The 24,392-nt window shown below is 71.2% G+C and carries 19 protein-coding genes; 16 read left to right on the top strand and 3 right to left on the bottom strand.

Going from position 1 to position 24,392, the window contains the following annotated elements; translation table 11 throughout:
- Positions 1-175 precede the first annotated feature (175 nt).
- The 7 genes from eccB to ACFW6A_RS15910 all read left to right on the top strand — a co-directional run bounded on the left by eccB (position 176) and on the right by ACFW6A_RS15910 (position 7,567).
- Complete coding sequence (eccB, locus tag ACFW6A_RS15940; RefSeq protein ID WP_351849996.1) at positions 176-1,708, top strand: type VII secretion protein EccB; 1,533 nt, start codon at positions 176-178, stop codon at positions 1,706-1,708.
- A 29-nt stretch (positions 1,709-1,737) separates the two neighbouring features.
- Positions 1,738-2,949, top strand: a complete 1,212-nt coding sequence (gene mycP / locus ACFW6A_RS15935) for a type VII secretion-associated serine protease mycosin (protein ID WP_351850025.1) — start codon at positions 1,738-1,740, stop codon at positions 2,947-2,949.
- 213 nt (positions 2,950-3,162) lie between these two features.
- The gene (locus tag ACFW6A_RS15930) at positions 3,163-3,612 is read left to right on the top strand and encodes a hypothetical protein (protein ID WP_386641103.1); all 450 of its coding nucleotides are present in this window, start codon (positions 3,163-3,165) and stop codon (positions 3,610-3,612) included.
- A gap of 6 nt (positions 3,613-3,618) precedes the next feature.
- A complete protein-coding gene (locus tag ACFW6A_RS15925) occupies positions 3,619-5,433 on the top strand; it encodes a hypothetical protein (RefSeq protein ID WP_386641100.1) in 1,815 nt (604 codons plus the stop codon).
- A 37-nt stretch (positions 5,434-5,470) separates the two neighbouring features.
- Positions 5,471-6,766: a S8 family serine peptidase gene (locus ACFW6A_RS15920; protein WP_386641097.1), complete on the top strand. Its 1,296-nt coding sequence runs from the start codon at positions 5,471-5,473 to the stop codon at positions 6,764-6,766.
- 79 nt (positions 6,767-6,845) lie between these two features.
- Complete coding sequence (locus ACFW6A_RS15915; RefSeq protein ID WP_031014168.1) at positions 6,846-7,208, top strand: WXG100 family type VII secretion target; 363 nt, start codon at positions 6,846-6,848, stop codon at positions 7,206-7,208.
- A 62-nt stretch (positions 7,209-7,270) separates the two neighbouring features.
- Positions 7,271-7,567, top strand: a complete 297-nt coding sequence (locus ACFW6A_RS15910; protein ID WP_351850003.1) for a WXG100 family type VII secretion target — start codon at positions 7,271-7,273, stop codon at positions 7,565-7,567.
- A 439-nt stretch (positions 7,568-8,006) separates the two neighbouring features.
- Here the strand turns inward: ACFW6A_RS15910 and eccCa are convergent, their stop codons facing one another.
- Positions 8,007-11,972, bottom strand: a complete 3,966-nt coding sequence (gene eccCa, locus ACFW6A_RS15905) for a type VII secretion protein EccCa (protein WP_351850005.1) — start codon at positions 11,970-11,972, stop codon at positions 8,007-8,009.
- A 460-nt stretch (positions 11,973-12,432) separates the two neighbouring features.
- Here eccCa and eccD point away from each other — a divergent pair, with 460 nt between their 5' ends.
- The 6 genes from eccD (at position 12,433) to ACFW6A_RS15875 (ending at position 19,482) form a co-directional block, all read left to right on the top strand.
- Entirely contained in the window at positions 12,433-13,932 is a 1,500-nt protein-coding gene (gene eccD / locus ACFW6A_RS15900; RefSeq protein WP_386641094.1) for a type VII secretion integral membrane protein EccD, read from the top strand.
- Positions 13,933-14,098: 166 nt separating this feature from the next.
- On the top strand, positions 14,099-14,389 hold the full coding sequence (gene rpsO / locus ACFW6A_RS15895) for a 30S ribosomal protein S15 (protein WP_128976159.1): 291 nt from the start codon (positions 14,099-14,101) through the stop codon (positions 14,387-14,389).
- A 272-nt stretch (positions 14,390-14,661) separates the two neighbouring features.
- On the top strand, positions 14,662-16,872 hold the full coding sequence (locus ACFW6A_RS15890) for a polyribonucleotide nucleotidyltransferase (RefSeq protein ID WP_386484393.1): 2,211 nt from the start codon (positions 14,662-14,664) through the stop codon (positions 16,870-16,872).
- Positions 16,869-18,245, top strand: coding sequence for a pitrilysin family protein (locus tag ACFW6A_RS15885; protein WP_351850010.1), 1,377 nt, complete (start codon positions 16,869-16,871; stop codon positions 18,243-18,245). Before ACFW6A_RS15890 ends, ACFW6A_RS15885 begins: the two co-directional genes overlap by 4 nt.
- Before the next feature lie 26 nt (positions 18,246-18,271).
- Complete coding sequence (gene dapB / locus ACFW6A_RS15880) at positions 18,272-19,024, top strand: 4-hydroxy-tetrahydrodipicolinate reductase (RefSeq protein ID WP_351850012.1); 753 nt, start codon at positions 18,272-18,274, stop codon at positions 19,022-19,024.
- Positions 19,025-19,029: 5 nt separating this feature from the next.
- Entirely contained in the window at positions 19,030-19,482 is a 453-nt protein-coding gene (locus tag ACFW6A_RS15875) for a hypothetical protein (RefSeq protein WP_169094385.1), read from the top strand.
- On the opposite strand, the gene ACFW6A_RS15870 is transcribed toward ACFW6A_RS15875, so the two are convergent.
- Positions 19,472-20,020, bottom strand: a complete 549-nt coding sequence (locus tag ACFW6A_RS15870; RefSeq protein WP_386484390.1) for a hypothetical protein — start codon at positions 20,018-20,020, stop codon at positions 19,472-19,474. The two genes, ACFW6A_RS15875 and ACFW6A_RS15870, sit on opposite strands and share 11 nt — an antisense overlap.
- Positions 20,021-20,074: 54 nt before the next feature.
- Positions 20,075-20,314 (bottom strand): hypothetical protein, encoded by a 240-nt coding sequence (locus tag ACFW6A_RS15865; protein ID WP_351850016.1) that lies wholly within the window; start codon positions 20,312-20,314, stop codon positions 20,075-20,077.
- 158 nt (positions 20,315-20,472) lie between these two features.
- Here ACFW6A_RS15865 and thyX point away from each other — a divergent pair, with 158 nt between their 5' ends.
- The 3 genes from thyX to ACFW6A_RS15850 all read left to right on the top strand — a co-directional run bounded on the left by thyX (position 20,473) and on the right by ACFW6A_RS15850 (position 24,091).
- Positions 20,473-21,213: an FAD-dependent thymidylate synthase gene (gene thyX / locus ACFW6A_RS15860; protein WP_351850018.1), complete on the top strand. Its 741-nt coding sequence runs from the start codon at positions 20,473-20,475 to the stop codon at positions 21,211-21,213.
- Between the two features lie 176 nt (positions 21,214-21,389).
- Positions 21,390-22,289, top strand: a complete 900-nt coding sequence (gene dapA / locus ACFW6A_RS15855; RefSeq protein WP_351850019.1) for a 4-hydroxy-tetrahydrodipicolinate synthase — start codon at positions 21,390-21,392, stop codon at positions 22,287-22,289.
- Between the two features lie 116 nt (positions 22,290-22,405).
- Positions 22,406-24,091 carry a ribonuclease J gene (locus ACFW6A_RS15850; protein WP_351850021.1) on the top strand — a complete coding sequence of 562 codons (1,686 nt, stop codon included), beginning with the start codon at positions 22,406-22,408 and terminating at the stop codon, positions 24,089-24,091.
- Positions 24,092-24,392 lie beyond the last annotated feature (301 nt).

Genomic DNA, 24,392 nt, shown 5'->3' with positions numbered 1-24,392 from the left:
GTTGCCCCCTCGTGTCCGTAATAGCCGAATTCCCTTGGGCGTTGACCGGGCGATCACCCTACCTGAGCGGTGAGACACGGGTGCCGCCAGGCATAGTAGGGGTCGGCGGGACGGCGGACGGACCCGTCGAGTGTGGCAACCTGGTCGGCCGGCGGGGAGAGGGACGACACAACAGATGGCATCACGACGCGACGAACTGAACGCCTACACCTTCGCGAAGCGGAGATTGGTCGCGCAGTTCGTGCAGCCCAGCCCGACGGGCTCCGAGGAAGGCGCCCCGCGCCCGCTGCGCGCGGTGGTGCCCGGCGCCATCGTCGGCGCGGTCGTCCTCGCCGTCTTCGGGGCCTGGGGCATGTTCAAGCCCGTCGCCCCCAAGGACTGGGACAAGCCCGGGCAGAACGTGATCATCGCCGACAAGTCGACCACCCGGTACGTGGTCCTCAAGACCGGCGACAAGCTCCAGCTCCACCCGGTCCTCAACATGTCGTCGGCGAAGCTCCTCCTCGACCCCGACAAGGACAAGATCATCACGGTCTCCGAGTCGGTCCTCGACAGCGGCAAGATCCCGCACGGCGCCACCCTCGGCATCCCGTACGCCCCCGACCGCCTCCCCGAACCGAAGGAGGCCGGCGCCCCCAAGCGCTGGGTCGTCTGCGAACGCCCCGGCGAGGGCGGCCGCGCCATCCAGAAGGCCGCCTTCGTCCTCGCCGCGCGCGAGGAGGCCAGGACCGACGGCGAGGAACGCCTCACCGGCGGCGAGCTGCTGTACGTCGAGGGCCAGGACCGCACCCGCTACGTCGTCGACGCCAAGGGGACCGCGTACCCCGTCGAGAAGGACGAACTGCTGCTCCGCCAGCTCGTCGGCCAGGGCCGCCCCGCCCAGCGCGTCTCGGACGCCTGGCTGAAGACCCTGCACAAGGGCGACACCATCTCCTTCCCGGAGATCCCCGGCGAGCCGGGCGCCGCCGCCCAGGTCGGCGGCCTCTCGCCCGAGGTCGCCAAGGTCGCCAAGGTCGGCATGGTGCTCTCCGCGACCGACGGCACCAGCCGGAAGATGTACGTCGTCCTCCAGGACCGGGTCGCGCCCATCTCCGACTTCACCGCCAAGCTGCTCCTCAACAGCCGCCAGCTCGTCGGCCTCGGCCAGGCCGGCCAGGCCACCAAGGTCAGCGGCGGCGCCTTCCAGCCGGGCGACGCCTTCGGCGGGGACAAGAAGTGGCCGAAGGCCGAACCCGTCCCCGTCAACGAGGCGGGCACCGGCGGCGGCAGCCGCAACACCGTCTGCAACGTGCTCCGCGAGGTCGACGCCGACAACGGCCGCACCACCCTGAGCACCTGGGCCGGCAAGGACTTCCCCGCCACCCTGCCGACCGGCTCCAGCAGCGCCTACGTCACCCCCGGATCCGGCCAGCTCTTCCGCCAGTTCAAGGGCTCCACCACCTCCAGCGGCTTCCTCTTCCTCGTCACCGACACCGGCCTGCGCTACGCCATGCAGTCCAACGGCGACACCACCACCGACGACTCCGGCATCGGCTCCTCCGGCTCCGAGGAGGAGAAGCAGGCCCGGCAGGCCGAGGCCCAGCAGGCCCAGAACCGCCTCGGCTACAAGAACATCGAGCCGCTGCCCGTCCCCGCCGAGTGGTCCACCTTCCTCCCCACCGGCCCCCGCCTCTCCACCGGCGGCGCGCGTCAGCCGCAGGGCTCGTGAGGACGCCCCCGCGTCCGTCCGGGCGCCCCCTGCTCGTCGTCACCGCGACGACGCTCTGCGCCCTTGGCCTCCCGCTCACCACCGCGGCGGCCGACGACGGCGGCCAGTGCACCTTCCCGAACAAGAAGTACGAGGGCCGCCCCTGGTCCCTCCAGCGCGTCCAGCTCGACGAACTGTGGGCCCAGTCCACCGGCAAGGGCGTCCGCGTCGCCGTCATCGACACCGGCGTCGACGTGCGCAACCCCCAGCTGGCCAAGGCCGTCGACGCCCGCAGCGGGATCAACCTGATCCCCAAGGAGGCCAAGGACGCCAACGGCTACAAGCTGAAGCGCGGCAAGGAGAACGGCACCACCGACACCGTCGGCCACGGCACCAAGGTCGCCGGCATCATCGCCGCCCGCCCCGCCAAGGGCACCGGCTTCGTCGGCCTCGCCCCGGACGCCACCATCATCCCCATCCAGCAGAACGACGCCGAGGGCAACGGCACCACCACGACGCTCGCGGCCGCGATCCGGCACGCCATCGCCAAAGGCGCGCACGTGATCAACATCTCCCAGGACACGGCGGACGCGGTGAAGCCCACCCCGCTCCTCCAGCAGGCCGTCCAGGCCGCCCTGGACAAGGACATCGTCGTCGTCGCCTCGGCGGGCAACGACGGCCTCGGCGGCAACGTCAAGGCCACCTACCCCGCCTCGTACCCCGGCGTCCTCGCCGTCGCCGCGTCCGACCGCAACAACGAACGCGCCCAGTTCTCCCAGTCCGGCGACTTCGTCGGCGTCGCCGCGCCCGGCGTCGACATGGTCTCCACGGTCCCCGGCGGCGGCCACTGCGCCGACAACGGCACCAGCTTCTCCGCCCCGTACGTCGCCGGCCTCGCCGCCCTCATCAAGGCGAAGCACGGCAAGTGGACCCAGCGGCAGATCGTCGCCCAGATCCAGCAGACCGCCGAACGCTCCGTCGCCGGCCACGACCGCCTCGTCGGCTGGGGCGTCGTCGACCCCGTCCGGGCCCTGACCGAGGACGACAAACCCCTGGAGAAGCCCGTGGCCGGCGAGGGCATGACCCGCGCCGAGGCCCCCACCCCGGCCGCCGTCCACCTCGGCGAGACCCCCGAACAGCGCGCCGCCCGCCTGGCCACCTACGTGGTCGTCAGCGGCGGCGTCCTGGTGGCGGCCATCGCGGGCACGGCGATCGCCCTGCGGGACCACCGCAGGAGACGAGCGGCCCTGGCGGGCCGGTGATCATTGCAGACGCACACGGCTGATAGCGTCGCACGGAGAGGAAAACTGTAGAAGTCTCGTGACGAACAAGAGACTTGGGCCTGTCAGTCGCAATCACTAAAGTGGTGGGCGCGCGATCGGTGGATGGCGAGTCGCCACGATCGCAATGCAGGGCAGCAGGAGCAAACGGGGAGGAATGGCTCGTGTTTCACGTGACGGGTGACGGGGGCGGTCATGGCCAGTGACCTTCAGCGCGGAGTCGACGCGCTGCGGAAGTTCCAGCGGGACGTCAAGCAGGTCATCGAGAACCTGGAGCAGGGCGCCGGCGGCGCCTCCAAGCTGAACGGGAACCGCGTGACGCGCGAAGCGTTCGGCACCGGCATCCCCTTCGCCGAGGCGGACGGCTTCTTCACGGAGTACGAGCGCGTCCACGCCTCGCTCGTGGCGCTCTCGAAGTCCCTCAGCGGCCAGATCGAACTCCTCGAGATCGGCGTCCACGCCGCCGACGTCGGCTACGACAACGTGGAAGAGGACCAGCGGCGCCAGTTCCACGACATCCAGGCCCGACTGAGCCGGGAACGCGCCGAGGCCATCGAGCGCGAGGAGCAGGCCCGCAGCAAGGACCCGGCGCAGCCGGCCGCGAACCGTGGCCAGGCCGATACCGCGACGGAAGGAATCGGGTGACGCACGATGAGTGAAGAGAAGACGCCGGGCACGAACCCGAACCCGAGCACGCCCCCGCCGTCGAACCTGACGCCGCAGGAGCAGCAGCAGGCCGAGGACACGGCCGACATCCAGGCCAAGTACCAGGTCACGAACGTCCTGGAGACCCTGGACGACATCCGCCTGCCCTTCTTCGGCAACGTCGGCCTCAGGCCCAAGGGAAGCGTCTACGGCGAGACCTCCTTCGAGAACCACCGCCTCAACGCCATGCTCGACCTCCTCGACAGCGCCCAGCCGTCCCAGCTGGCCTCCGCCGGCGAAGCCCTGGTGAAGGCGACCACCGAGCTCAACGCGGCCGCGAAGGCGCTGACCACGTTCGTCGGCAGCGTCGAGTGGGAGGGCGCCGCGGCCGTCGAGTTCCAGCGGTACGGATCCGAGGTCGCGAACTACGCCTGGGGCATCGGCAAGGTCGCCAACGCCGTCGGCACCCAGATGAAGGTCGCCAACGACGGCCTGACCTCGGTCCGCAACGCGGCCCCGCCGCGCGACACCCGCGCCGACCAGCGCAAGCCCTCCGAATTCACCGAGCTGGAGAAGACGGAGAAGAAAGAGGAGTACCAGAAGGCCGTGGCGGTGGAGAAGGACCGCCAGGAGGCCATCAACCAGATGAACCGCCTGGCCTCCTTCTACGCGGTCTCGCAGAGCACCCTGGCGGGACAGGAGATGCCGAAGCCGCCGGCGGCGTACAAGGCGCCGGTTCCGCCGCCCGCCGGATTGGTCGGAGGAGCCAGAGAGTCGGGGGCCAGTTCCTCCTCTTCCTCCCGTGACGGCCTGTCGAGGGAGTCGTCCGGAACCATCACCGCCGGCGAGGACCGCGCCACGCAGACGGTGCCCCGCACGGGCGATCAGCTCGACGGTTCCCAGGCGATCCGGGAGCCGGACAAGGACACCAGGGTCCAGATCGACACGGTCAAGACGCCTCCGGCGCCCACCCTGCCGAACACCCCGCCCACCCCGACCCTGCCCACGAACACCCCGCCCCCGACCGGCCCCGGCATGCCGCCGCCGGTCACCCTCGGCCCGCCGCCGCGCAGTGGAGGGCCCAAGGTCATCGGGTCCCCTCCGGTCTCGCGTACGACCACCGGCCGCACAGGCCCCGGTCGTCCGGTCGGACCGACGACCTCCCCGGCCGTCGGCCGCGCGGGCGGACCGAAGACGGGTCCGCAGGCGATGGGCCGTGCGGGCAATCCCACGACCTCTCCGGTGACGGGCCGCGCGGGCAATCCCACCAACTCCCCGGTGACGGGCCGCGCGGGCAATCCGGCGACCTCCCAGGCGACGGGCCGTGCCAACGGCCCCATGGGGCGCGCCGCCGGACCGCACGCCACCTCCCAGTCCGCGCAGGCGGGCCGGGCCACGCCGCAGGCCGGCCGCCCCGGGCAGCAGCCGGCGACGGGGCGTACGGGCGGTGCCAAGTCCAACCCCATCACGGGCGGCACCCCGCAGCGCACCGCCGCCGGAAGCACCGGGTCCCGGATCCCGAAGGGGACGGTCGTCGGCAGCGAGGGTCCGGCCGCGGGCCGCGCGACGGGCGCGCGCCCCAGCCAGGCCGGAGTGGTCGGCGCCAACAACGGCAAGGCTGCCCCCCGCCCTGCCGGACGAGGTACCCCCAGCTCCAACGGAGTGGTCGGCACGCCCCGCGGCATGGGCGGCCGTGGAACCCAGCGCCCGGACCGTGACGAACAGGACCGCGAGGGCTCTTCGCGCCCCGACTACCTGACGGAAGACGAAGAGACCTGGACTAACCGTCGGCGCGGTGCGGTACCGCCGGTGATCGACTAACCACTCGGAAGGCGCGGAAGTCAGGATGACGGCACGAATGATCGAGAGCGGCAGCCTTCGGCGGGCGCTCCTCGGCACCACGGCGATCGCGGTGCTGACGACGTCGCTCGTCGGGGTCGCTCCGACGGCGGTCGCCGCCGACGCGCGGTCGCAGCAGTGGTACCTGGATGCCATGAAGGCCGAGCAGATCTGGAAGAAGGCGACCGGCAAGGGCATCACCGTTGCCGTTATCGACTCCGGTGTCGACCCGGACACGCCCTCGCTCAAGGGCAAGGTACTGAAGGGCTGGGACGCGTCCGAGTCCAAGGGCGAGGAAACGGACGACTACTCCGGCCACGGCACGTCCGTTGCCGAGATGATCGCCGGATCGGGTGCGGGCGGTGGAATTCGAGGGCTGGCACCGGACGCCAGAGTGATTCCGTACCGTGTGGCAGACACCGAGCGCCAGAACGAGCAGGCCGTGAACGCCTTCGACATGGAGGAGGCGATCAGAGCCGCTGCTGACAGCGACGCAAAGATCATCAATGTCTCCGTTGCCTCCGACTATTACAACGAAGGCATCCGGGAAGCGGTCAAGTACGCCCAGAGCAAGGGCAAGCTCGTCTTCGCGGGTGCGGGCAACAATGCGAACAAGGGAAACAAGCCCCAGTATCCGGCGAGTTACCCCGAAGCGATCGCCGTCGCGGCTTCCGATCGTGATGGCTCGGTGGCCGAGTACTCGCAGCACGGCGACACCATCGACATCGCGGCTCCGGGCACCGACGTACCCGGATACTGCGACAAGAGCCTTGCGAAGTACTGTCTGAGCGAAGGCACCAGCTTCTCCACCGCCATCGCCTCCGCCTCCGCCGCCCTCATCTGGTCCATGCACCCCGACTGGACGGGCAACCAGGTCCTGCGCGTCATGCTCGATTCCGCGGCGCGGGGCGACGGCTGGGAGCCGGGTACGGTCAGCGACTTCCTCGGCTACGGCATTGTCCGGCCCAACGCGCACGTCTCGCGAGGCGAGGGCAAGCCGGGCGACCCCAACATCAGCCCCCTCACCAACAAGCCCACCGGCGGAGCGGTCGGCACGACCCCGTCGGCCACGGCGTCCGCGTCGGCGTCGGCCTCCTCCGGGACGTCGACGTCCGACCCGTCCGCAACAGCTTCGGCACAAGCGCCCGACGGCAAGCAGACGTCGGACGCGCCTGTGGCAGGCTCCACCGAGAGCGCGGCCGCGGATGCGGACGGCGGCGGCAACACGGGCCTCGTCATCGGCATCGCGGCGGCGGCCGTGGTCGTCCTCGCGGCCGCGGGTGTCGTCCTGGCGCGCCGACGGCGCTCGGTCTGACGACCGCAGACCACCTCACCACGCCCGCGCGAACTGCGGGCGCGGCTCAACAGAGAACCCGAGAAAGGGAGAGCGACACATGTCAGTCTTGAAGGTTGGCGATCAGAGTCTCAAGGATTTCCAGGACGAGCTCACCCGCAAGTTCGATGACGTGAAGGGCCAGCTCTCGGCCCTCCAGGGCGTCATCGACAGCCTCGAAGGCCGCTGGAAGGGCATCGGCGCCGGCGCCTTCGACGCCAAGCAGACCGAGATCAACCAGGGCATGGTGCGGATCGCCAAGCTGATGCTGAACTTCCAGGAGGCCATCCAGGTCACCCGGACCACGTCCAGCAACACCGACGACGAGGTCGAGGCGGCCCTGCGCGGCGTCGACGTCACCGCGGGCTTCTCCGGCGACGCGGGTGCCGAGAAGGCGGCCCGTTCGGGCATCGCCGGTCTCTGACCTCCGCGTCGGAGCCCCTGCACCACCCCACCTGAACGACACCAACGACACCCGGAGGGACCATGGCCGGCAACGACGGCATCATGCTCGTCACGTACGCCTCGCTCGACGACGCGGCGAACCAGATCGACGCGCAGGCGAAGCGCCTGGACCAGGCGCTGGAGGACATCCAGACCCGGATCCGCTCGGTCTCCAGCACCTGGGAGGGTGAGGCGAAGACCGCCGCGGACGGCGCTCACGCGAAGTGGGACCAGGAGACCCGGGCGATCCACAACGCCCTGCAGAGCATCTCCAAGGCCGTCCGCCAGGCCGCCCCGGCCTACCAGGCGGGCGACAAGCGCGCCGCGGGCTTCTTCTAAACCGAAGCCGTACGCAAGCAGTACAGGGTGGGCGTGCACGGGAGGCGCCCACCCTGTCGCGCGTTCCGGCTCCGCGCACCCCCCCACGCCACCCGCACCACCACCTCAAGGCGGCCGGAGGAGGGCGAGGGAGAAGCCGACCAGGCCGACGACGGTCGCGAGCATCAGCCCCCGGGCCACGGGGCTGCGCGAGTTGTAGACCCAGCGGCCCCGATGCCCGCAGGCTCGTCCGGGAACTTCCGGGGCTCCCGGCACTCACCATCCGCGTCGGGTCCTGTTCCGTGGCAGCCGACTTCAGCCGCTCCCGCTTCTCCCACCCCACGTCGCGGCTCCGCCCCCGTCGTTCCGCTCGACCGTCCGCCCGGACGGCCGCGGGGCCGGTGGGCGGCTGATCGCCGCCGCCCACCGGCCCCGCGCTGTTCCTCCTCGGACGCCGCCCCTACAGCTCCGGCATCCGCCCCGTCTGCACCAGCGGGTTGCCGCGCTGCCGGGAGACGTAGATGCCGCGGCCCGGCGGCATCGGGCGCATGCGGACGCCGCCGAGGACGTCGCCCTCCTGGGGGTCGCCGGAGAGGAGGACGCCCTGGGCGCCGAGTTCCATCATGCGCTGCATGAAGGACTCGTACGACGAGCGGCTGGCGCCCGCCGCGCTGCGGGCGATGACGAAGCGGACGCCCACGTCGCGGGCGAACGGCAGGAGTTCCGTCAGCTTGGCGAGCGGGTTCCCGCTCGACGTCGACACCAGGTCGTAGTCGTCGACGATCACGAACAGGTTCGGGCCCGACCACCAGCTGCGGTCGCGCAGCTGCTGGGCCGTGACGTCCGCCGACGGGGAGCGGCGGCGCATCAGGTCGGCGAGCGCGTCGACGTGGTGCTCCATGTTGTTGGACATGGGCACGTACTCGGCCAGGTGGCTCGCCGGCGTCACGTCGAGCAGCGCGCGCCGGTTGTCGATCACGAAGAACTTCGCCGCGGCCCCGTCGTACCGCTCCGAGATCTGCTTGATCATCAGCCGCAGCAGGTTCGACTTGCCCGACTCGCTCTCGCCGAACACCAGGAAGAACGGGTCGCGGTCGAAGTCGACGAAGACCGGCTCCAGGTTGTTCTCGTCGATGGCGAACGCGATGCCGCGCCGCGGCTCCGCGTAGCCCGCCGGCAGTGTGTGCGCGTCGAGCTCGCGCGGCAGCAGCCGGACCTCGGGCGCGCCCGGCGCCGTCCAGTGCCGCGTGACCTCCTGCGTCATCGCGGCCGTCGCCTCGGCGAGGTCGCTGTCGGAGTTGATCCCGTCGATGCGCGGGACGGCCGCCATGAAGTGCAGCTTCTCCGGCGTCAGGCCGCGGCCCGGCACCCCCGTCGGCACGTTGGCGGCGATCTTGCGGTCCAGCTCGGAGTCCATCGTGTCGCCCAGCCGCAGCTCCAGCCGGTTCATCAGGTGGTCCTTGAGGTTGGCGCGGACCTCCATCGAGCGCGAGGCCGTGACGACCACGTGGATGCCGTAGCCGAGACCGCGGGCCGCGATGTCGACGACGGCCGGTTCGAGACCCTCGTACTCGGTGCGGAAGTTGCCCCAGCCGTCGATCACCAGGAAGACGTCGCCCCACGGCTGGTCGGCCACGGAGATGTCGCCCCGGGCCCGCAGCCGGCGGAAGGTCTGGATGGAGTCCACGCCCGCGCTGCGGAAGTACTCCTCGCGCCGCGACAGGATGCCGTAGACCTCGGCGACGGTCCGCCGCACCCGCTCGGGGTCGAGCCGGGAGGCGACCCCGCCGACGTGCGGCAGCCCGGCCACCGAGGCCATGCCGCCGCCGCCGAAGTCGAGGCCGTAGAACTGCACCTCGTGCGGGGTGTGCGTCAGCGCGAAGGCGGAGATCAGCGTCCGCAGCAGCGTGGACTTGCCGGACTGCGGTCCGCCGATGATCTGCATGTGGCCGGCCGCGCCGGAGAAGTCCCGGTAGAGCGTGTCGCGGCGCTGCTCGTACGGCTTGTCCACCACGCCCAGCGGCACGACGAGCCGCCCCGCCCCCTCGTAGCCGGGCTGCGTCAGCCCCCGGCCCTCCACGCCCGCGAGCCCCGGCAGGACCGAGTCGAGCGGCGGCGGGTTGTCCAGCGGCGGCAGCCACACCTGGTGCGCCTCGACGCCGCGCCCCTCCAGCCGGCGCACGATCACGTCGAGCACCGAGTCGGCCAGCGCGTCGTCCTCGGACTCCCGGGCCTCGGGCACCCGCGCCTGCGCCGCCGGCTCCAGGTAGCGCACCGGCACCGGGGCCGCGGTGAAGGGCACCGGCCGCCGGTCCACCGGCAGGGGCCCGCCCGCCGCCGCCGGGTTCCGGCCGGTGCGGTACGTGCCGGAGACGTACGCGGCCTTGAACCGCACCATCTCGTCGGTGCCGTACTTGAGGTAGCCCGAGCCTGGCACGTTGGGCAGCGAGTAGGCGTCGGGCACGCCGATCGCGGCCCGGGACTCGGCGGCGGAGAAGGTCCGCAGACCGATCCGGTAGGAGAGGTACGTCTCCAGGCCGCGCAGCCGGCCCTCCTCCAGGCGCTGCGAGGCCAGCAGCAGGTGGACGCCGAGCGAACGGCCGATCCGGCCGATCTGCACGAACATCTCGATGAAGTCCGGCATCGCCGTCAGCAGCTCGGAGAACTCGTCGATGACGAGGACGAGCGAGGGGATCGGCTGGAGCGGGGCGCCGGCCGCGCGCGCCTTCTCGTAGTCGTGGATGTTCGCGTAGTTGCCCGCGTCGCGCAGCATCTCCTGGCGCCGGTTGAGCTCACCGCGGATGGAGTCGCCCATCCGGTCCACCAGCGTGAGGTCGTCCGCGAGGTTGGTGATGACGGCCGCCACGTGCGGCATCTGGGACATGCCCGCGAAGGTGGCACCGCCCTTGAAGTCCGCGAGGACGAAGTTCAGGGTCTCCGAGGAGTGCGTCACCGCAAGGCCCAGGACCAGCGTGCGCAGCAGCTCCGACTTGCCGGAACCCGTGGCGCCCACGCACAGCCCGTGCGGGCCCATGCCCTCCTGCGCCGCCTCCTTGAGGTCCAGCATGACCGGGACGCCGTCCTCGCCCACGCCGATCGGCACCCGCAGCCGCTCCGACCGGGACCGGGGGCGCCAGGTGCGGCTCACGTCGACCGAGGCCGCGTCGCCGAGGTTCAGCAGGTCGGTGAAGTCGAGGTTGGCCAGCAGCGGCTCGTCGTCGTCCGAACCGCTCGCGACCCGCAGCGGCGCGAGCTGCCGGGCGAGCGCCTCCGCCGCGTCCGGGCTCAGCTCGTCGGGGACGCCGTCGTACACGTGCCCGTGCCCCGACTCCAGCCGCAGCGCCCCGCCCTCCACGACCACGGACAGGTCACCGCGGGCGCCGGCGCCCCGGCCCTGCACGACCTCGATGATCGTCACGCCCTGGATGCCCTCCGGCGAGGCCAGCGCGGAGGTCTGCGGGACCGACTGCCCGTCGAGCAGCACGACCAGGTGCGGGAAGTCGAGCAGCGGATGGTCGGGGCCCTGGAAACGGGGCCGGCCGTCGAGCCGCCCGGCGACCAGGTCCTCCAGCTCCCGCGCGTCCGTCGTGATCAGCCGCCGGCTGCCCGCCCCGTCACCCGGGCCCGGGGCCTGCACGTGCGGCAGCCACTTCGTCCACTCCCACGCCGGGGCCGCGCCGTCGTCGGTGGCGACGACGACGACCAGGTCCTCGGGGGAGTGGAGCGCCGCCAGCGAGCCCACCATGGCGCGGGCCGTCGACCGCGCCGCCTCCGGCTCGCCGCTCACCGTGAGGTGGTAGAAGGCGCGCAGGGACACCGCCATCGGCAGGCCGTCGAGGGTGCCGTGCGCCGCGAGGAACTGCTGCATCGCCCCGGCCGTCAGCGGTTCGAGCTCGTCCACGGGCGCCGTCTCGGGGGCGATCAGCGGGGTCGCCAGCTGCTGGCTGCCCAGCCCGACGCGTACCTGCCCGAAGTCGTGGTCGCCGATCCGCCGCTCCCAGATCCGGCTGCCCTCGGCCACCAGCGCCCACAGCTGCTCGGGCGACGGGTGCAGGTAGAACTGCGCGTCCCGCTGGAGGCGCGCCGTCCTGAGCACGGCGCGCCGGGTCTGCGTCAGGTACTTCAGGTAGTCGCGCCGCATGTCGGCGAGCTGCCCCTGCGTCCCGCGCCGGTAGCGGACCAGCATCGCGATGGCCATGGCCACCGTCGACGCGATCATCACCATGCCCATGATCCGCATGATCGGGTTCGGCGTCATGAAGAAGAACACCACGGAACCGCCCATGCCGAGCATCGGCAGGAGCTGCATCAGCGCGCCCTCCTGCTGCCCGCGGGGCAGTTCCGGGGGAGGTTGCAACTGCACCTGCTCGTCAGGCACTTCGGACGGCAGGGCCCGCGGTGGGCGCTTGACGACGATCTGGCTCACAGCTCACCAATTTCCGTTGCCGGACGGAAAGTTCCTCCAGACGCCCCCGTGGCGACAGGATCCATCCGCGGGGAGGGATCCTACTTTGGTGCGGGGTCGCGGGTGGGCGGTAGGGTGGCCCGAAATATTTGCGTGGCCATGAACTATCGCAAAAATCGGGTCATTCGGAGCGCAACATCCGCAGCACGCGGACACGGCGCCCGGACCGCGTCCCGGACCGCGTCCCGGACCGCCCGCGACCGGCCCTCAGGACCGTGCGCGACCGGACCGTGCGCGACCGGTGGCGCACGCCACGCAGGACCGGCGTCCCGCACGCCACGCACGACCGGCGCCCCGGGACCGCGCACGACCGGCGTCCCGCGCCGCGCACCACCCGTGGTCCACGACCGCCGGCCCCTCCCGGGCCGACGGCCCGGGACCCGCCGGACAGGATCACCACGAGGGGAAGCAGCAGGTGAGTATGACGGCCCCAGCCACGGCCGGCGGAGCCGGCCAGTCGGCTCCCACCACCGTGTTCCACGGCGGCACCGGCTTCTGCCGGATCACCGTCGTCGCGCCCGACGGCCGCGTCGACGTCGCACTGCCCGAGGACGTCGCGCTCGCGGACCTCTACCCGGAGGTGCTCCGCCTCTCCGGCCAGACCCCGGCCCCCGGCGCCCCCGTCGGCTACCACCTGGTGCGCCGCGACGGCACCGTCCTCGACGGCAGCCGCTCGCTGGCCGCCCAGCGCATCCTCGACGGCGAGCTGCTGTCCCTGCGCCCCTTCGCCGAGTCGCTGCCCCCGGCCGTCTTCGACGACGTCTCCGACGCGGTCGCCTCCGCCGTCTCCAAGGACCGCACCCTGTGGTCCGACGCCCTGATGCGCGGCGCCGGCCTCTTCGGCGGCGCGATCCTCCTCGTCCTGCTCGCCTTCGTGCTGTGGACCGCCGAGCCCCGCCACGACATGCACGGCCTGCCCGGCATCCTGGCCGCCGTCACCGGCGTCCTGCTCCTCGCGCTCGCCGCCGTCCGCGCCCGCGTCTACGACGACCGCGGCTCCGCCGTGGCCCTCGGCACCGGCGCGATGGCGAACGCCGCCGTCGCCGGCTCCGGACTGCTCGCCCTCGCCGACGGCCAGGGCATCGGCAAGCTCCAGTTCCTGCTCGCCTGCACCGCCGTCCTCGTCTGCGCCGTGATCCTCACGATCGTCGCCCCCGCCGGGGACGGCCCCTTCGTCGCCTTCGTCTTCGCCTCCGCCGTCGGCATGCTGGTCGGCTTCGCCGCCATCCTGACGGAGCTCACCCCGGCCGAGACCGCCGCGGTCTGCGCCCCCTTCGCGGTCGGCGCGCTCGCCTTCCTGCCGGGCCTCTCCACCCGCTTCGCCCGCCTCCCCATCGGCTTCGAACCGCCCCGGACCAACGTCGGCGGATACGGCTCCGACGCCGAGCCCCCGGGCCCGGTCGACGCCGCCCGGATCGCCGCCCAGGCCCGCCGCGGCCACGAGCTGCTCGTCGGCCTCGTCGGCGGCTGCGCCCTGGTCGCCGTCGGCTCCGCCGCCGTCCTCGGCTTCTCCGACACCGTGTGGGGCCAGCTGCTCGCCCTCGCCACCGGCGTCGCCATGCTGATGCGCGCCCACCTCTTCCGCTACACCGCGCAGGTCGGCTGCGCCCTCGCCGCCGGCCTCGGCTCGCTCGTCCTGCTCGGCCTCGGCCTCGCCCTGAACCCGCCCGTGGAGCTCCTCCTGGAGGCCCTCAAGGGCGACGGCACGGCCCTCGACATCCGTACGGTCTGGCTCTCCGCGGCCATCGCCGGCGTCGCCGCGCTCCTCACGGCCATCGGCCTGATCGTGCCGCGCAAGGGCGTCACCCCCTTCTGGGGCCGCTTCCTGGAGATCGCCGAGACCTTCGTGCTGCTCACGCTGCTGCCGCTCTGCCTGGCGGTCTTCGACGTCTACCACTCCATCCGGGCGCTCACCTCCTGAGCCGCCTGGTACGCTGTGTGACGGCCGTTTGTGTGCGCGCTCCCGGAAGCAGGCGAGATCCCGCCTCGGGGAACAGCGCTCAACGGACCTCCGCTCCCGAGTCATGGAAGCTCCCCTGAGACGTAGACCAGGGGCACTCGTGGGCACGAAACCTGAGGAGAACCGCGTGGCTCTCGACGCCGCCGTCAAGAAGCAGATCATGGCCGAGTTCGGCACCAAGGAGGGCGACACCGGCTCCCCCGAGGTCCAGGTCGCCATGCTGTCCCGCCGCATCTCGGACCTGACCGAGCACCTCAAGACCCACAAGCACGACCACCACTCCCGTCGTGGTCTGCTGATCCTGGTCGGCCAGCGCCGCCGCCTGCTGCAGTACCTGGCCAAGAAGGACATCCAGCGCTTCCGTACGCTGGTCGACCGCCTCGGCATCCGCCGCGGTGCGGCCGGCGGCGCCAAGTAAGACGCCGTTGAGGGAGCGGTTCCCACTTTCAGGGGGCCGCTCCCTTTGCTGTACGTGCGCGAAGTGCCGACCGGCAATTACTCTGGTCGCAGAACGCCACAAGAACGACCGCGCGAGAAGCAGCCGGCACGCCGCCGGTCCTCGGTAGTGGCCCCCGGACCTCATCCCGGGTGCTTCGATCGAAGACCGGCCCGCCACTTCACCGCTTCTCCCGCACCCGTCCCGCGCCACACGGGCGCGCGGACCAAAGACGAACGTAGGAGAAACCCATAGTGGAGAACGAGACCCACTACGCCGAGGCCGTCATCGACAACGGCTCCTTCGGCACCCGCACCATCCGCTTCGAGACGGGCCGCCTGGCCCGCCAGGCCGCCGGCTCCGCCGTCGCCTACCTGGACGACGACACCATGGTGCTGTCGGCCACCAGCGCCTCGAAGCGCCCCAAGGACCAGCTCGACTTCTTCCCCCTCACGGTGGACGTCGAGGAGCGGATGTACGCGGCCGGCAAGATCCCCGGCTCCTTCTTCCGCCGCGAGGGCCGTCCCTCCGAGGACGCGATCCTCACCTGCCGCCTGATCGACCGCCCGCTGCGCCCGTCCTTCAAGAAGGGCCTGCGCAACGAGATCCAGGTCGTCGCCACGATCATGGCGCTCAACCCCGACCACCTGTACGACGTCGTCGCGATCAACGCCGCGTCCGCGTCCACCCAGCTGGCCGGCCTGCCCTTCTCCGGCCCGATCGGCGGCGTCCGCGTCGCGCTGATCCAGGGCCAGTGGGTCGCCTTCCCGACGCACACCGAGCTCGAGGACGCCGTCTTCGACATGGTCGTCGCGGGCCGCGTCCTGGAGGACGGCGACGTCGCGATCATGATGGTCGAGGCCGAGGCCACCGAGAAGACCATCGCCCTCGTCAAGGGCGGCGCCGAGGCGCCGACCGAGGAGGTCGTCGCCGCGGGCCTCGAGGCCGCGAAGCCGTTCATCAAGGTCCTGTGCAAGGCCCAGTCGGACCTGGCCGCCAAGGCCGCCAAGCCCGAGGCCGAGTTCCCGATCTTCCTGGACTACCAGGACGACGTGTACGCCGCGCTCTCCGACGCCGTCCGCGGCGAGCTCGCCCAGGCGCTCACCATCGCCGGCAAGCAGGACCGCGAGGCCGAGCTCGACCGCGTCAAGGAGCTCGCCGCCGAGAAGCTCCTCCCGGCCTTCGAGGGCCGCGAGAAGGAGATCTCCGCCGCCTACCGGAGCCTCACCAAGGCCCTGGTCCGCGAGCGCGTCATCAAGGACAAGGTCCGCATCGACGGCCGCGGCGTCACGGACATCCGTACGCTGGCCGCCGAGGTCGAGGCCATCCCGCGCGTGCACGGCTCCGCCCTGTTCGAGCGTGGCGAGACCCAGATCCTGGGCGTCACCACCCTCAACATGCTCCGCATGGAGCAGCAGCTGGACACCCTCTCCCCGGTGACCCGCAAGCGGTACATGCACAACTACAACTTCCCGCCGTACTCCGTCGGCGAGACCGGCCGCGTCGGTTCGCCGAAGCGCCGCGAGATCGGCCACGGCGCCCTCGCCGAGCGCGCGATCGTGCCGGTCCTCCCGACCCGCGAGGAGTTCCCCTACGCGATCCGCCAGGTGTCCGAGGCCCTCGGCTCCAACGGCTCGACGTCGATGGGCTCCGTCTGCGCCTCCACCATGTCGCTGCTGAACGCCGGTGTGCCGCTCAAGGCCCCCGTCGCCGGCATCGCCATGGGCCTGATCTCCCAGGAGATCAACGGCGAGACGCACTACGTCGCCCTCACCGACATCCTCGGTGCGGAGGACGCCTTCGGCGACATGGACTTCAAGGTCGCCGGCACCAAGGAGTTCGTCACCGCCCTCCAGCTCGACACCAAGCTGGACGGCATCCCGGCCTCCGTCCTGGCCGCGGCCCTCAAGCAGGCCCGCGACGCCCGCCTCCACATCCTCGACGTGATGATGGAAGCGATCGACACCCCGGACGAGATGTCCCCCAACGCCCCGCGGATCATCACCGTCAAGATCCCCGTGGACAAGATCGGCGAGGTCATCGGCCCCAAGGGCAAGATGATCAACCAGATCCAGGAGGACACCGGCGCCGAGATCACGATCGAGGACGACGGCACCATCTACATCGGTGCCGCCGACGGCCCGGCCGCCGAGGCCGCCCGCGCCACGATCAACGGCATCGCCAACCCGACCATGCCGGAGGTCGGCGAGCGCTACCTGGGCACGGTCGTCAAGACCACCACCTTCGGTGCCTTCGTCTCCCTGCTCCCGGGCAAGGACGGCCTGCTGCACATCTCGCAGATCCGCAAGCTCGCCGGCGGCAAGCGCGTGGAGAACGTCGAGGACGTGCTCGCGATCGGCTCCAAGGTCCAGGTCGAGATCGCCGAGATCGACCAGCGCGGCAAGCTCTCCCTCATCCCCGTGATCGAGGGCGAGGACGAGAAGAAGGACGACACCGACCAGTGACGTCCCGCAGTTCCGTGACGACGGCCCGCCCCTCCCGGGGGCGGGCCGTCGCCCGTACCCAAACGCTTCTTCCCGGCAGGGACGGCATCGGCACCGTCCGCCGCACCACCCTCCCCGGTGGCCTGCGCGTCGTCACCGAGACCCTCCCCTCGGTGCGCTCCGCGACCTTCGGCATCTGGGCCCACGTCGGCTCCCGCGACGAGACCCCGACGCTGAACGGCGCCACCCACTACCTGGAACACCTCCTCTTCAAGGGCACCACCAAGCGGTCCGCCCTCGACATCTCGTCCGCGATCGACGCGGTCGGCGGCGAGATGAACGCCTTCACGGCGAAGGAGTACACCTGCTACTACGCCCGGGTCCTCGACACCGACCTGCCGCTGGCGATCGACGTCGTCTGCGACATGCTCACGGGCTCGCTCATCCTCGACGAGGACGTGGACGCCGAGCGCGGCGTCATCCTCGAAGAGATCGCGATGACCGAGGACGACCCCGGCGACGTGGTGCACGACCTGTTCGCGCAGACCATGTTCGGCGACACCCCGCTGGGCCGCCCGGTCCTCGGCACCGTCGACACGATCAACGCGCTCACCCGCGGCCAGATCGCCCGCTTCTACAAGAAGCACTACGACCCGACCCACCTGGTCGTCGCCGCCGCGGGCAACGTCGACCACGCCACGGTGGTGCGCCAGGTCCGCCGCGCCTTCGAGCGCGCCGGGGCCCTGACCCGCACCGACGCCGTCCCGGTCGACCCGCGCGACGGCCGCAGAACCATCCGCACGGCCGGCAGGGTCGAGCTGCTGGGCCGGAAGACCGAGCAGGCGCACGTCGTCCTCGGCATGCCCGGCCTGGCCCGCACCGACGAGCGCCGCTGGGCGCTCGGCGTGCTGAACACCGCCCTCGGCGGCGGCATGTCCTCCCGCCTCTTCCAGGAGGTCCGGGAGAAGCGCGGCCTGGCCTACAGCGTGTACTCGTACACCTCGGGCTTCGCCGACTGCGGCCTCTTCGGCGTCTACGCGGGCTGCCGCCCCAGCCAGGTCCACGACGTGCTGAGGATCTGCCGGGACGAGCTCGACAAGGTCGCCTCCGAGGGCCTCACCGACGAGGAGATCACCCGCGCCGTCGGCCAGCTCTCCGGTTCCACGGTCCTCGGCCTGGAGGACACCGGCGCGATCATGAACCGCATCGGCAAGAGCGAGCTGTGCTGGGGCACCCAGATGTCGGTCGACGACATGCTGGCCCGGATCGCGGCGGTCACCCCGGACGAGGTCCGGGAGGTCGCCCGCGACGTGCTGACCCAGCGGCCCTCGCTCTCGGTGATAGGCCCGCTGAAGGACAAGCAGGCGGACCGCCTCCACCAGGCCGTCTCCTGACCTCCACCCCCTAAGGAAGAAGTGCGATGAGCAAGCTGCGCGTGGCGGTCCTCGGTGCCCGGGGCCGCATCGGCTCCGAGGCCGTGAAGGCCGTCGAGGCCGCCGAGGACATGGAGCTGGTCGCGGCCCTGGGCCGCGGCGACGACCTGGAGGCCCTCACCGGGGCGGGCGCCCAGGTCGTCGTGGAGCTGACCACCCCCGACTCGGTCATGGCCAACCTCGAGTACTGCGTGGGCCACGGCATCCACGCCGTCGTCGGCACCACCGGCTGGACCGAGGACCGCCTCGCGCGGCTGAACGGCTGGCTCGCCGCCTCCCCGGAGACCGGCGTCCTCATCGCCCCGAACTTCTCCATCGGCGCGGTCCTCACCATGCGGTTCGCGCAGCTCGCGGCCCCGTACTTCGAGTCGGTCGAGGTCGTCGAGCTGCACCACCCGAACAAGGTGGACGCCCCCTCGGGCACCGCCACCCGCACCGCCCAGCTGATCGCCAAGGCCCGGGCCGAGGCCGGCCTCGGCGCCCAGCCGGACGCCACCGCGACCGCCCTCGACGGCGCCCGCGGCGCGGACGTGGACGGGGTCCCGGTGCACGCGGTACGCCTCCGGGGCCTGCTGGCCCACCAGGAGGTGCTGCTCGGCGGCGAGGGCGAGACGCTCACCGTCCGCCACGACTCGCTGCACCACTCCAGCTTCATGCCGGGCGTGCTGCTCGGTGCCCGCCGCGTGGTGAGCACCCCGGGCCTCACGTTCGGCCTGGAGCACTTCCTGGACCTGGGCTGACGGTCATGGGCGGCAAGATCACGTACGTCTTCCTCGCCACCGTCCTCGTGCTGGTCTTCGGGGTGGTGGCGATGGAGGGCGTCCTGCTCCTCCTGACCGGCGAGCCGGCGGCCATGGGCATGGGCGCGGTGGCGTTCCTGCTGCCGTGCGTCGGCGGCTGGTTCCTGTGGAAGAACACCAGCTTCGCGCGCCGGGCCAACCGGCTCGCGGCGGAGCTGGAGGCCGAGGGCGGCCTGCCCGTCGACGAGCTGAGGCGCACCCAGGGCGGCCGGATCGACCGCGACTCGGCGGACGAGGTCTTCGCCCGGCGCAAGGCCGAGACGGAGGAGACGCCGGAGGACTGGCGCTGCTGGTTCCGGCTGGCGGTCGCCTATCACGACGCCCGCGACACCCCCCGGGCCCGCAAGGCGATGCAGCGGGCCATCGCCCTCCACGAGGGCCGGACGGTCAGCGCCTGACGCCGTACTCGGCGTGCCACGCCTCGACGGTGTCGGCGGCCCGGTCGAAGGCCTCGGTCCGGGAGAGGAAGTCCGCGTTGTGGTCGGTGAGCAGCACCAGCTGCTCGCCGGCCGTCCGGTCGAGCAGCAGGGCCTGGCCCTGGACCGTCCGCGGGAAGTTCAGCCAGCGCACCGGCTGCTGCGCGGTGCGGACGGCGGCGACCTTCGTCCAGGCCGTGGTGCCGGTGGTGAAGAAGCCGACGCGGCGCACCCCGGCGCGGCTCACCCAGGTGCCCATGCGCAGCAGGCGCAGCGAGGCCAGGATGATCAGCACGGCGAAGCCGAAGGTGATGCCCGCCCCGCCGACGGCGCCCGCGGCGGCGATGATCACCGCGGCGAGCAGCACGAACGAGGCGAGCAGCAGCGCGAGCGCCGCCGCACCGACCCGGTAGGGCCCCGGACGGTACGGACGGCGCCACTGGTCGTGGTCGTCGAACGGCAGCGCGACGGCATCGGCGGTGTCGAAGGCACGGTCGGCCGTCAGGAAGGGCAGGGGCACGGCGGTTCCTCACTCACAAGCACGCTCGAAGGGGCGGTGCCCGGTGAGGCTACCTCAGCGGTTGTCGGAGGCTTCGGACTGCTGCTGGTGCGCGGGCGAGTCCGTGCTGTCGAGAGACGGCATCCCGAGGACGAGGGAGCCCACGAGCCCCGCGGCGACGGTCAGCCCGAGCAGCGTACGCCCGACGACCTGTCCGGGCCTGAGCCGTTCGCGCGGTGGCGGAGTGACGTTACTGCGGAACTCGTCGGCCTCCGCCACGAACGCGAACGGTACGGCCTCATCCCGCCTGAACATGGATGTCACTCTCCTCGGTGGTCGTCGTGCGCCTCACAGGTACAGACGATCGAACCGAGGGTTTGGTGCCGTTTTTCACCGAAGCGGCCCAATCTCATCCTTCAGACGGACTCGCGCTAACCTGGGCCCGCCCCACAGACGACTGGAAGGTACTCCTGGTGACCGACACCCCCACCGAGCCGGCGAAGATCGACCTCAGGAGCGACGTCACCGTCGAGCTGGTCAAGAGCGCCGCGGCCGACTCCGACGTCCTGTGGGCGGCCCGGGTCTCCACGGCGGGGGAGCAGTCCCTCGAAGAGCTCCAGAAGGACCCGGAACGCTCGAAGGGCCTGATCAACTACCTGATGCGGGACCGCCACGGCAGCCCCTTCGAGCACAACTCGATGACCTTCTTCATCAGCGCCCCGATCTTCGTCTTCCGCGAGTTCATGCGGCACCGGGTCGGCTGGTCGTACAACGAGGAGTCGGGCCGCTACCGGCAGCTCGAACCGGTCTTCTACGTCCCGGACGCCTCCCGCAAGCTGGTCCAGGAGGGCCGTCCCGGCAAGTACGTCTTCGTCGAGGGCGCCCCGGAGCAGCACGAGCTGGTCGGCCGGACGATGGAGGAGTCGTACCGCCAGGCGTACGCCGCCTACCAGGAGATGCTGGCCGCGGGCGTCGCCCGCGAGGTCGCCCGCGCGGTCCTCCCGGTCGGCCTCTACTCCTCGATGTACGCCACCTGCAACGCCCGCTCGCTGATGCACTTCCTCGGCCTGCGCACCCAGCACGAACTGGCCGCGGTGCCGTCCTTCCCGCAGCGGGAGATCGAGATGGTCGGCGAGAAGATGGAAGAGCAGTGGGCCCGGCTGATGCCGCTCACCCACGCCGCCTTCAACAAGAACGGACGCGTCGCGCCGTAGGGCACAGATGTTCGTCCACTCTCGCGAAGTGTCCGTATTGCGACGTTTCGTGAAGTTCATCTAGGCTGATCAAACGGACCCGGCACTGCTTGAACCCCCGAGCAGGCAGTGCCGGGCTCCTCTCTCACGTCCCCCGAGGGGGCACCCGGCGCTGAGCAGCGAGTAGCGTGTTACCCATGGCTCCGATCTCCACTCCGCAGACCCCCTTCGGGCGGGTCCTCACCGCCATGGTCACGCCCTTCACGGCGGACGGCGCACTCGACCTCGACGGCGCCCAGCGGCTCGCCGCCCACCTCGTGGACGCGGGCAACGACGGCCTCGTCGTCAACGGCACCACCGGCGAGTCCCCCACCACCAGCGACGCGGAGAAATCGGAGCTCGTACGCGCCGTCCTGGAGGCGGTCGGAGACCGCGCCCACGTCGTCGCCGGCATCGGCACCAACGACACTCACCACTCGATCGAGCTGGCCCGCGCCGCCGAGCGCGACGGCGCCCACGGCCTCCTCGCCGTCACGCCGTACTACAACAAGCCCCCGCAGGAGGGCCTGTACCGGCACTTCACGGCCGTCGCCGACGCCACCGGCCTCCCGGTGATGCTCTACGACATCCCTGGCCGCTCCGGCGTCCCGATCGACACCGAGACGATCGTCCGGCTCGCCGAGCACCCCCGGATCGTCGCCAACAAGGACGCCAAGGGCGACCTCGGCCGCGCCAGCTGGGCCATCGCCCGCTCCGGCCTCGCCTGGTACTCCGGCGACGACATGCTCAACCTGCCGCTGCTCTCCGTCGGAGCCGTCGGCTTCGTCTCCGTCGTGGGGCACGTCGTCACCCCCGACCTCCGCGCCCTCCTCGACGCCCACCTCTCGGGCGACTTCGAGAAGGCCACCGAGATCCACCAGAAGCTGCTCCCGGTCTACACCGGCATGTTCCGCACCCAGGGCGTCATGACCACCAAGGCCGCGCTCGCCCTCCAGGGCCTGCCGGCCGGCCCGCTGCGCCTCCCGCTCGTCGAGCTCTCCGCGCAGGAGACCGACCAGCTCAAGGTCGACCTCGCCGCCGGCGGGGTAGACCTCTGATCACCGGACTTCACAACTGAACAAGGCGACAACCGAAAACCGACAACAGCAAGTGCACGATTGTCATGCGCGCCACGTGCCGACCGGTACGTGGCGCGTGTGGTGAGGAGAGACTTTTGAGCCATCCGCATCCCGAACTCGGCGCACCGCCGAAGCTCCCCCAGGGCGCCCTGCGCGTCATCCCGCTCGGGGGGCTCGGCGAGATCGGCCGGAACATGACGGTCTTCGAGTTCGACGGCCGTCTGCTGATCGTCGACTGCGGCGTCCTCTTCCCCGAGGAGGAGCAGCCCGGCATCGACCTGATCCTGCCGGACTTCAGCATCATCCGGGACCGTCTGGACGACATCGAGGGCATCGTGCTCACGCACGGCCACGAGGACCACATCGGTGCCGTTCCCTACCTGCTCCGGCTGAAGGCGGACATCCCGCTCATCGGCTCGAAGCTGACCCTCGCCCTGATCGAGGCCAAGCTCCAGGAGCACCGCATCCGCCCCTACACCCTCGAGGTGAAGGAGGGCGACCGCGAGGTCCTGGGCGCCTTCGACTGCGAGTTCATCGCGGTCAACCACTCCATCCCGGACGCGCTGGCGGTCGCCATCCGCACCCCCGCGGGCATGGCCGTCGCCACCGGCGACTTCAAGATGGACCAGCTCCCGCTGGACGGCCGCCTCACGGACCTGCACACGTTCGCGCGGCTCAGCGAGGAGGGCATCGACCTCCTGCTGTCCGACTCGACGAACGCCGAGGTCCCGGGCTTCGTCCCGCCGGAGAAGGACATCTCCAACGTCCTGCGGAACGTCTTCGCGAACGCCCAGAAGCGGATCATCGTGGCGAGCTTCGCCAGCCACGTCCACCGCATCCAGCAGATCCTCGACGCCGCCCACGAGTACGGCCGCCGCGTCGCCTTCGTCGGCCGCTCGATGGTCCGCAACATGGGCATCGCCCGCGACCTCGGCTACCTCAAGGTCCCGGCCGGCCTCGTCGTGGACGTGAAGACGCTGGACGACCTGCCGGACGACGAGGTCGTGCTGGTCTGCACGGGCTCCCAGGGCGAGCCGATGGCGGCCCTGTCCCGGATGGCCAACCGCGACCACCAGATCCGGATCGTCCCCGGCGACACGGTCATCCTGGCCTCGTCCCTCATCCCGGGCAACGAGAACGCGGTCTACCGCGTGATCAACGGCCTGACCCGCTGGGGCGCCAACGTCGTCCACAAGGGCAACGCCAAGGTCCACGTCTCGGGCCACGCCTCGGCCGGCGAGCTGCTGTACTTCTACAACATCTGCCGGCCGAAGAACCTCATGCCGGTCCACGGCGAGTGGCGCCACCTGCGCGCCAACGCCGAGCTCGGCGCGATGACGGGCATCCCGAAGGACCACATCGTCATCGCCGAGGACGGCGTCGTCGTCGACCTGGTCGACGGCCGCGCCCGCATCACCGGCAAGGTCCAGGCGGGGTACGTGTACGTGGACGGCCTCTCGGTCGGCGACGTCACCGAGTCCTCCCTGAAGGACCGCCGGATCCTCGGCGAGGAGGGCATCATCTCGGTCTTCCTGGTGGTGGACTCCTCCACCGGCAAGATCACCGGTGGCCCGCACCTGCACGCCCGCGGCTCCGGCATCGAGGACTCCGCCTTCGACGCGGTGATCCCCAAGATCGAGCAGGCGCTGAACAAGTCCGCCCAGGACGGCGTCATGGAACCCCACCAGCTCCAGCAGCTGATCCGCCGCACGGTCGGCAAGTGGGTCTCCGACACCTACCGCCGCCGCCCGATGATCCTCCCGGTCGTCGTCGAGGTCTGAGCCCGAAGGGCCTGACCAGCGTGGTTACGGAGCGGGGCGCCTCGATTTGCATCGGGGCGCCCCGCTCCAGTACGTTTACGGCTCCGCCAGAACGGGAAGCCCCGGCGCCGCAGTGCGCCCGGTCGGCTGAACGGGAGGCGGGAAATCCGACTCAGAAGATCTGATAAAGTCGGAAAGCGCCGGAAGGCCCCAAGGAATTGAAACTCGGGACCGGAAAGCACCGAGGAAATCGGATCGGAAAGATCTGATAGAGTCGGAAACGAAGGAAGCGCCCGGAGGGCCCGGAAACGGGAACGAAGGA

The organism is Streptomyces sp. NPDC058758, assembly GCF_042746075.1.
Classification (GTDB): domain Bacteria; phylum Actinomycetota; class Actinomycetes; order Streptomycetales; family Streptomycetaceae; genus Streptomyces.
The sequence above is the reverse complement of the archived record's forward strand: the minus strand, read 5'-3'. Positions and strand labels throughout refer to the sequence as shown.